2 protein-coding genes and 1 pseudogene are annotated in these 2573 nt (G+C 65.2%); all 3 read right to left on the reverse strand.

Features of this window, described 5'->3' with window-relative positions; all coding sequences use genetic code 11:
* Positions 1 to 110: 110 nt before the first annotated feature.
* Positions 111 to 1028: a dihydrodipicolinate synthase family protein gene (locus tag B2X67_RS04610; protein WP_286784746.1), complete on the reverse strand. Its 918-nt coding sequence runs from the start codon at positions 1026 to 1028 to the stop codon at positions 111 to 113.
* Between the two features lie 209 nt (positions 1029 to 1237).
* Complete coding sequence (locus B2X67_RS04615) at positions 1238 to 2275, reverse strand: trans-3-hydroxy-L-proline dehydratase (protein WP_286784747.1); 1038 nt, start codon at positions 2273 to 2275, stop codon at positions 1238 to 1240.
* A gap of 13 nt (positions 2276 to 2288) precedes the next feature.
* Positions 2289 to 2573 (reverse strand): annotated as a pseudogene (gene glnQ / locus B2X67_RS04620) (glutamine ABC transporter ATP-binding protein GlnQ); the annotation flags it as partial.

The following is a 2573-nucleotide window of genomic DNA, read 5'->3' on the forward strand; positions in this document are numbered from 1 at the left end:
CTGTCCGAGTATCTGCATGTTGGTTTCTCCCGTGCTGGAAATGAAAAACGGCCATAGCCGGCCCCCGGAACGCGGGAGCGGCGATATGGCCGTGCGGGGGCGGGCGTGGCTTACAGACCGACGTCCGGCAACTGAGGACGGTTCGCCAGGGCCTTGGCCATGATGGCCTCGACGTGGGCGCGGTCTTCACCGCGCAGCAGCAGGCGCGGCGGACGGGTCAGTTCGCCGCCGCGGCCGGCGATGGCTTCGCAGAGCTTGATGCACTGCACGAGGTCGGCGCGCGCGTCGAGGTGGAGGATCGGCATCAGCCATTCGTAGATCGGCATGGCTTCCGCGAAACGGCCGGCCTTGCACAGGCGGAAGATGGTTTCGCCTTCCTTGGGGAACACATTGGACATGCCCGACACCCAGCCCTCGGCACCGACGGCCAGGCTTTCCAGTACCACGTCGTCGAGGCCGGCGAAGAGGATGAAGCGGTCGCCGACTTCGTTGCGCACGTCGATGAAGCGGCGGGTGTCGCCGGAGGAATCCTTGAAGCAGACGACGTTGTCGCAGTCGGCCAGGGAAATGAGGATGTCCGGGGTGACGTCGTTCTTGTAGATCGGCGGGTTGTTGTAAACCATCAGCGGCACGTCGGCGTTCTTCGCCACGTAGCGGTAGTGCTCGGCGGTTTCGTAGGGCTTGGAGCCGTACACCAGCGCCGGCATCAGCATGACGCCGTCGACGCCGGCCTTGCGCACCAGGTTGGCGGTCTTGGCCGCGGCCACGCTGGTGAACTCGGCGACGCCGCAGATCACCGGCACACGGCCCTTGGCGGCGTCGACCGCGACTTCGGTGACGGCGATCTTCTCTTCGGCGCTCAGCGAGGTGTTTTCACCCACCGAACCGCAGACCACCAGGCCGGAGACGCCGTCGCGGATCACTTTGGAAATGACCTTGTGGGTCTCCTCGAGGTTGATCGAGAAATCGTCGTTGAATTGGGTGGTGACAGCGGGGAAAACGCCGCTCCAGTTGACCGCTCTGCTCATGGGACCTGTCTCCGGGTGCTAAATGTATTTCGTATACGATAATTGAAAGGCAATGATTTGCCACGCTTTTCTTTTCGCTCCGACGGCCGGAGCGGGTGTTGCAAATGCGTTTGAAAGATTGCCAGGGGTGTCGCTCCTGATGGCCTGGCAATCGTTCCGCGCCGGTCGATGGCGTGCCCTTGGGCACACTCCACGCACCGGCGTTTTTTCTAGATCTTCAATTCCACCGGCCAGGTATCGGAAAGCCGGTATCCGGTCGGCCAGGGGTCGCCCGGGTCCAGCAGGTGCTGGTGGGTGCCGGTGATCCAGGCGCGTCCCGAGAGGCAGGGATAGATCGCCGGGCGACCGGCCACTTCGGTCAGCGAGTCGATCCGGCAATGGAATTCCGAGCCGATGATCGAGCGGCCGACGAAGCGCTCGCCGACCTTCAGCTGGCCCCTGGCATGCAGCACCGCCATGCGCGCCGAACACCCGGTGCCGCAGGGCGAACGGTCGATCTTGCCGGGACGGATGACCACCGCGTTGGCGGCGCTGGCGACGCCGTTCACGTACTCCACCGGAGCGGCGATCTGGCAGAACGAGATGTGCCCCCAGTCCGGGTTCAGCGGGTGCACGAAACCGAGCTGCTGGTTGGCCGCCTGGGTGATCTTCAGGCCCACCGCGACCAGGTCGGCAGCCTCGTCGGCGCTCAACGAGAAGCCCAGGCGCCGCGCATCGACGATGGCGAAGCTGTCGCCGCCGTAGGCGGTGTCGACGGGAATCGAGCCGATGCCTTCCACCTCGATCCAGGCATCCAGCCTGTCGACGAACGACGGCACGTTCTTCACCTCGACGCGTTCGGCCTTGCCGTCGCGGCAGTCGGCGATCACTTCCACCAGGCCGCCCGGCGCCTCGAGGGTCAGCCGGGTCTGCGGTTCGCTCATCGGCAGGATGCCGCTGTCGAGCAGCACGGTGGCCACGCACAGCGAGTTGGAGCCGGACATCGGCGGCACGTCGGCCGGCTCCATGATGATCCAGCCCATCTGCGCCTTCGGGTTCTTCGCCGGCACCAGCAGGTTGACGTGGCGGAACACCCCGCCGCGCGGCTCGTTGAGTACGAAGTTGCGCAGGACGTCGTCATTCGCGATCCAGCGCGACTGTTCCCACAGCGTATCGCCGGGAGGCGGCGCGACGCCGCCGACGATCACGTCGCCCACTTCGCCTTCGGCGTGGCAACTGACCACATGGATGACCTTGCTCGAGCGCATGGCCCGGTTCCTCTTAGTTGATCGATTTCAGGAAGTCGATGGTTTCCGGCTTCTGTGGGTTGCCGATCACCTGATCGGGCGTGCCGATCTCGTGCACCAGGCCGTTGCGGAAGAACGCCACGCGGTCGGAGACGTCGCGGGCGAAGCGGATTTCGTGGGTCACCAGGACCATGGTCATGCCTTCCTCGGCGAGCAGGCGCATGGTGTCGAGCACCTCGCCAACCAGTTGCGGGTCGAGCGCCGAGGTGGCTTCGTCGAACAGCATGTAGTCCGGCGACATGGCCAGCGCGCGGGCGAT

It is taken from the genome of Pseudomonas sp. UBA3153 (assembly GCF_002364635.1).
Lineage (GTDB): Bacteria > Pseudomonadota > Gammaproteobacteria > Pseudomonadales > Pseudomonadaceae > Pseudomonas_O > Pseudomonas_O kuykendallii.